Source organism: Paenibacillus sp. VTT E-133291 (assembly GCF_002264395.1).
In the GTDB taxonomy this organism is placed as follows: Bacteria; Bacillota; Bacilli; order Paenibacillales; family Paenibacillaceae; genus Paenibacillus_AQ; species Paenibacillus_AQ nitricinens.
Window position 1 is genome coordinate 1 of sequence record NZ_NFVA01000162.1, and the last position, 6,351, is coordinate 6,351.

5 protein-coding genes are annotated in these 6,351 nt (G+C 49.4%); all 5 read left to right on the forward strand.

The window, feature by feature from the left end; translation table 11 throughout:
- Positions 1 to 101: 101 nt before the first annotated feature.
- The 5 genes from CA598_RS30740 to purF all read left to right on the forward strand — a co-directional run bounded on the left by CA598_RS30740 (position 102) and on the right by purF (position 5,765).
- The gene (locus CA598_RS30740; protein ID WP_094878960.1) at positions 102 to 992 is read left to right on the forward strand and encodes a phosphoribosylaminoimidazolesuccinocarboxamide synthase; all 891 of its coding nucleotides are present in this window, start codon (positions 102 to 104) and stop codon (positions 990 to 992) included.
- 127 nt (positions 993 to 1,119) lie between these two features.
- Positions 1,120 to 1,365: a phosphoribosylformylglycinamidine synthase subunit PurS gene (purS, locus tag CA598_RS30745; RefSeq protein ID WP_036680912.1), complete on the forward strand. Its 246-nt coding sequence runs from the start codon at positions 1,120 to 1,122 to the stop codon at positions 1,363 to 1,365.
- Between the two features lie 5 nt (positions 1,366 to 1,370).
- Positions 1,371 to 2,060: a phosphoribosylformylglycinamidine synthase subunit PurQ gene (purQ, locus tag CA598_RS30750; RefSeq protein WP_076121674.1), complete on the forward strand. Its 690-nt coding sequence runs from the start codon at positions 1,371 to 1,373 to the stop codon at positions 2,058 to 2,060.
- Complete coding sequence (purL, locus tag CA598_RS30755) at positions 2,038 to 4,284, forward strand: phosphoribosylformylglycinamidine synthase subunit PurL (protein ID WP_094878961.1); 2,247 nt, start codon at positions 2,038 to 2,040, stop codon at positions 4,282 to 4,284. Before purQ ends, purL begins: the two co-directional genes overlap by 23 nt.
- Positions 4,269 to 5,765 (forward strand): amidophosphoribosyltransferase, encoded by a 1,497-nt coding sequence (purF, locus tag CA598_RS30760; RefSeq protein WP_094878962.1) that lies wholly within the window; start codon positions 4,269 to 4,271, stop codon positions 5,763 to 5,765. Before purL ends, purF begins: the two co-directional genes overlap by 16 nt.
- Positions 5,766 to 6,351 lie beyond the last annotated feature (586 nt).

Genomic DNA, 6,351 nt, shown 5'->3' on the forward strand with positions numbered 1-6,351 from the left:
TCTGAGGATAACAGCGATCGGAAGTCCAAACATTCCTCGGAAGTGCTTCCTCCTAGACCAGCCCAACTTAGGAAGATCATTAGTTCAAGGGAGGAAAGGTCATGACATCGTCGGCCGTATCCACAGCCGTGGAACTCATCAATGCGCCGCTGCTCTATAAAGGGAAAGTTCGTGAGCTATATGATTTAGGGGAGAAGGTACTGATCGTCGTCACGGATCGGATATCTGCTTTTGACTATGTGCTGGACCCGGCGGTACCTGAAAAGGGCAATGTGCTTAACCGTCTGAGTGCGTTCTGGTTTGGAAAGACCAAAGAGCTGATGGAGAATCATGTCGTTCATATCGATGTGGATCTGCTCGGAGACATCGTTAAGGACAAGGAAGCTCTCAGAAACCGTGTTATGGTGGTACGCAAAGCAGAGCGCATCGATATCGAATGTGTTGTTCGTGGGTGTATCACTGGTGGGGGCTGGAGACAGTATCAAGAAACGGGCAAAGTGAATGGTATTGAGCTTCCTAAGAACTTGCGCAAAAATGCGCTGCTGGCACAGCCAATCTTTACCCCTGCGGCTAAAAACGATGTAGGTCATGATGAGGATATTCCTTTTGAAAAGATGCAGGAGCTAATCGGTGCTGATCTGGCACTCGAGCTGCAGGAGAAGAGCTTGCAATTGTTCTCTTTTGCCAGAGAGTATTGTGCGGAGCGGGGAATCATTCTAGCAGATTGCAAATTTGAATTCGGCTTGCTGGATGGCAAGGTGATTCTGATAGATGAGATTTTTACGCCGGATGCTTCACGTTTCTGGGCCAAGGACAAATACGCGCTTGATATCGAAATTGATAGTATGGATAAAGAACCTGTTCGTACGTATCTATCTGCATCCTCCTGGGATAAAAATAGCAAACCGGATCCACTTCCACTAGAAGTAGTTGAAGAAACTACGCGCCGTTATCTGGACATTTATCATCGTCTTACTGGCAAGTCTTTATAGCTCAACATTGTGTGTTTACTCATGGGAATAAATGAAGTGTATGTTTTTAAAGCTAGAGTTACTTTTAGTAGAGTTTCAGCTTTCAGAAAGTATATACACATAAAAATTTAGGAGGAACTACAAGCATATGTTAAAAGCGACGGTATATGTCACCATTAAGAAGAGCGTTCTCGATCCACAAGGTGTAGCAGTGCAAGGAGCACTTCATTCGGTAGGTTTTCAAGAAGTTGAAAGTTTGCGTATTGGGAAATATATGGAGCTGACTTTAGACACGGATAACCGTGCTGAAGCAGAAGTGCGCCTCAAGGAAATGTGCGAAAAGCTACTTGCCAACACGGTGATCGAGGATTACCGCTACGAATTGGAGGACTAAACGACATGAAATTTGCTGTACTTGTCTTCCCAGGCTCTAACTGTGATATTGATTGCTACAAGGCGGTAGAGGACAGTCTCGGCGAACCAGTCGATTATGTGTGGCATACAGCGACAGATTTGTCGGCGTATGATTGCATTTTGGTTCCAGGCGGATTCTCATATGGTGATTACCTGCGCTGCGGCGCGATTTCAAGATTTGCTCCTGTAATGGCTGAGGTTGCTAAAGCTGCAGAGCAAGGGAAATTCGTGCTAGGCATTTGCAACGGGTTCCAAATTCTTACTGAGGCTGGTTTATTGCCAGGCGCGCTGCGTCGTAACATGTCCATGAAGTTCCGTTGTCATGATACAGTGCTTAAGGTTGTTAATAACGAAACCCCATTTACTATTGATTATGCTAAGGATGAAGAAATCGTCATCCCGATCGCTCACGGCGAAGGAAACTACTACTGTGATGAAGAGACTTTAGCTGAGCTAAAAGCTAACAATCAGATTGTGTTCACATATAGCGATAATCCTAACGGCTCTGTAGCTGATATTGCGGGTGTTAGTAATGTGCAGGGGAATGTAGTCGGCATGATGCCTCACCCTGAGCGTGCAGCTAACAGCTTGCTCGGATCTGAAGATGGCAAACGAATGTTCACATCTATACTGAAGACTTGGAGGGATCGTCATGACGCAGCAAGTATCCGTTAAGGAACCGACCGCAGAACAGATCGCAGAGCAGAAAATTTACAGCCAATTCGGTGTGTCGGACAGCGAATATGAGCTCATCAAGTCTTTTATGGGACGTTTGCCGAACTATACTGAAATTGGCGTGTTCAGCGTAATGTGGTCCGAACACTGTGCATACAAGAACTCTAAGCCATTGTTGAAACGTTTCCCAGTTACTGGGCCACGTGTCCTGATGGGACCTGGCGAGGGCGCAGGGATTGTAGATATCGGAGATAACCAAGCGGTTGTATTCAAAATCGAAAGTCATAACCACCCCTCAGCGGTAGAACCTTTTCAAGGTGCGGCAACAGGCGTAGGTGGGATCATTCGTGATATTTTTTCCATGGGCTCAAGACCTATCGCACTGCTCAATTCCTTGCGTTTCGGCAAGCTGGAAAGCGATCGCGTGAAATATTTGTTCGAGCATGTGGTGTCTGGTATTGCTGGCTATGGTAACTGTATCGGGATTCCAACCGTGGGCGGCGAAATCATGTTCGATGATAGCTATGACGGTAACCCGCTTGTTAACGCAATGTGTGTCGGTCTAATTGATCATGATAAAATCCAACGTGGTGTCGCTAAAGGTGTAGGGAACCCCGTCTTCTACGTAGGTCCTCCTACTGGACGTGATGGGATTCATGGGGCTACTTTTGCATCCGTTGAACTAAGTGAAGAGTCAGAAGCTAAACGTACAGCTGTACAAGTAGGCGATCCGTTTATGGAGAAACTCGTAATGGAATCTTGCCTGGAATTGATCGACAGCGGCATCGTTATTGGGATTCAGGATATGGGTGCGGCTGGACTTACCTGCTCTAGTGCCGAGATGGCAAGTAAAGCGGGCAACGGTTTGGAGCTGTATCTTGATCAGGTGCCACAACGTGAAGATGGCATGACCCCTTATGAAATGATGCTTTCGGAATCGCAGGAACGGATGTTGTTCGTAGTAGAGCCGAAGGATGAGGCACAGGCGCAAGAGATTTTTGATCGCTGGGGCGTTATCTGCTGTAAAGTTGGTAAAGTTACGGATGATGGTCGCTTGAAGCTGTACCATCACGGTGAGGTTGTTGGTGACATGCCAGTAACAGCGCTTGTGGATGAGTGTCCAGTGTATAACAAACCATCTGAGGTTCCTGCTTATTATGTAGAAAATGAATCAGTAGATACGCTTCGTTACGCGGAAGTTACGGATCTAGGCGGCGCTCTGCGCACGGTGCTTGGATCACCAACCGTAGCAAGCAAAGCCTGGGTATACAACCAGTATGATTACATGGTACGGACTAGTACGGCTGTTCGACCTGGATCTGATGCGGCTGTAGTTACCATTCATGGCACACGTAAAGGACTTGCGATGACTACGGACTGTAACGGTCGTTACGTCTATCTTGATCCTGAAGTGGGTGGACGGATTGCAGTCAGCGAAGCGGCTCGTAACATCGTTTGTTCGGGTGCTGAACCGCTTGCTATTACCGATAACCTAAACTTCGGAAACCCTGAGAAACCTGATGTGTTCTGGCAAATGGAGCGTGCGGTTGATGGGATGGCTGAAGCTTGTCGTGTGCTGGATACTCCGGTTATCGGCGGGAATGTCAGTCTTTATAACGAAAATACTACGGGCTCCATCTACCCAACGCCGGTTGTCGGCATGGTTGGTTTAGTAACGGATACGGATCATATTACGACTCAAGGCTTCAAACAAGAAGGAGATTCCATCCTTCTGCTAGGCGTAACAAAAGCGGAGCTTGGCGGTAGTGAATTTCAATATGCCGTTCATGGTGTAACGGAAGGCCGTCCTCCAGCTTTGGATTTGGATACGGAGAAAAAACTGCTGAGCGCAGTGCTTAACTCGATTCGCGGCGGTCTGGTGCGTTCGGCACATGACTTGTCCGAAGGCGGCCTTGCTGTAGCACTTGCAGAGAGCTGTATCAGCGGTGGCGTTGGTGCGAACGTTGAACTATCTGCTAATGGACTTAGATCCGATGTAGCATTGTTCAGCGAAAGCCAATCACGTATCGTGCTGACGGCAGCGCCTGAACGTGCGGAAGAGCTGAAAGCAGCGATTGCTGCCAGCGGCGTACCAGTAGAAATCATCGGAACTGTAGGTGGAGACAGACTGCGCGTAAATCTGGACGGTGCATCCGTATTAGATGAAGCTGTAGCGAACCTAAAATTCGTTTGGGAGGATGCTATTCCATGTCTTATGAAATAAAGACCGGGAAAGAGCAGGAGACTCCTATCCTGTGGACTGGTGACTTTTACAATGAAGGAACGGGCTCGGGAGATATTTTTGACACATTAAAAGAAGAATGCGGCGTTTTCGGGGTCTTCGGACACCCGGAAGCGGCGTCCATGTCTTATTACGGCTTGCACGCCTTACAGCACCGTGGGGAAGAAAGTGCGGGCATCTGCGTAGCAGATGGTCGTGATTTCAACTATCACCGCGGGATGGGGTTAGTAAAAGAAGTATTCGACAAGGACAAAATTGCTTCCCTAGTTGGAGACATGTCCATCGGGCATGTGCGTTACTCGACTAGCGGAGACAGCCGCTTAACCAATGCACAGCCGCTCGTATTTAAATATCGTGACGGCGATTTAGCGATTGCTACGAACGGTAACATAGTAAATGAACCGTTGATTCGTAGACAGCTTGAGCAAAGCGGATCGATCTTCCAAACCACAAGTGATACAGAAGTGCTGGCACATCTGATTGCACGTTCGCCAAAGGATTTTGTTGAAGCGGCTAAGGATGCTTTAAAACAACTGGTTGGCGGGTTTGCTTTTCTGCTTATGACGAATGACAAATTAATTGTCGCTTCGGATTCCCATGGTTTGCGTCCGCTTGTAATGGGACGGATCGGCGACGCCTATATTTTTGCTTCCGAATCTTGCGCCTTAGAAGTTATCGGAGCACAGTTAGTCCGTGATATTGAACCTGGCGAACTGCTCGTGCTTGATAAAAATGGCCTGTTAGAGGATCGTTTTACCGAGCCAAAACGTAAAGCGCTGTGCGCGATGGAGTATATTTACTTCTCTCGCCCAGACAGTGATATGAATGGCGCTAACCTGCACACCGCCCGTAAGCGGATGGGTAGCCGCATGGCATTAGAAGCTTTCGTAGATGCTGACCTCGTAACTGGTGTACCGGATTCAAGTATCTCGGCAGCCATTGGATATGCGGAGCAGACGGGTATTCCTTATGAGCTTGGTCTCATCAAGAACAAGTATACAGGCCGGACCTTCATCCAGCCGAGCCAAGAGCTGCGTGAGCAAGGTGTGAAAATGAAGCTAAGCGCCGTGCGCAGTGTGGTTGATGGCAAACGTGTCGTCATGATCGATGATTCCATCGTGCGTGGAACAACTTCACGGCGGATCGTCAATCTGCTCCGTGAAGCGGGAGCTGTTGAAGTGCATGTGCGGATTACATCGCCGCCTTTTAAGAATCCTTGCTTCTACGGCATTGATACCCCAGACCGCCGCGATCTCATCGCATCCTACAAGACCATTGCGGAAATGTGCGAAGAGATCAATGCCGATTCCTTGGCATTCTTGTCACCGGAGGGCCTAATCACTTCCATTGGTGGTCACAACAAAGATGATTACAAAGGCGGCTTATGCCTTTCTTGCTTCGATAACGATTACCCGACGCAGGTTGATTTTGGCGGGGCGGAGAAGGACGGTTGCAGTTGCTAGCGTAGGTCCATCCCCCTAAGTCCCCCTTGCTAAGGGGGATTCCGAAGGGCTCTGCCCTCCGGCCACCCGAAAGCTCGGCGGTAGGAGTTTGGTTATAGCTTGCTAAGAGGGTGTGGATGCAGGTGCTCGCTTTGTCCCTGTGTGCTTCGCACGGTCGGGACACGCTTTACGGCGTTCCGCCCCCCGGCTGCTTATCGCCGCCGGGACTGGCTCACCAAGCTGTCGCTAGTCTCGCTAAGGAAGGCGCTCGGCTGCGCCCTGAGCGCCAAGAGCAGCTCGCCAAGCTCGTCCCTGTTTGCTGCGCAAATGCGGAACCCGCTAGTCTCGCTAAGGTAGGCGCTCGGCTGCGCCCGAAGCTCCAAGAGCAGCTCACCAAGCTCGTCCCTGTTTGCTGCGCAAATGCAGGACCCGCTTGTTTCGCTTAAGGAGGTGCATGGCGCAGCTCATGCACCGAGGTCTTGAGGTTCGTGTGCAAGGCGCGCACTGCGGCTTGCAGTAGGGTGAAAGCGGTGGTTGGAGGGAGTTATGGAGAGGAAGTTTGGAACTGTAGAAGCGTTAGCGTTCGCCCGAAAGCTTTCCGTAGGAA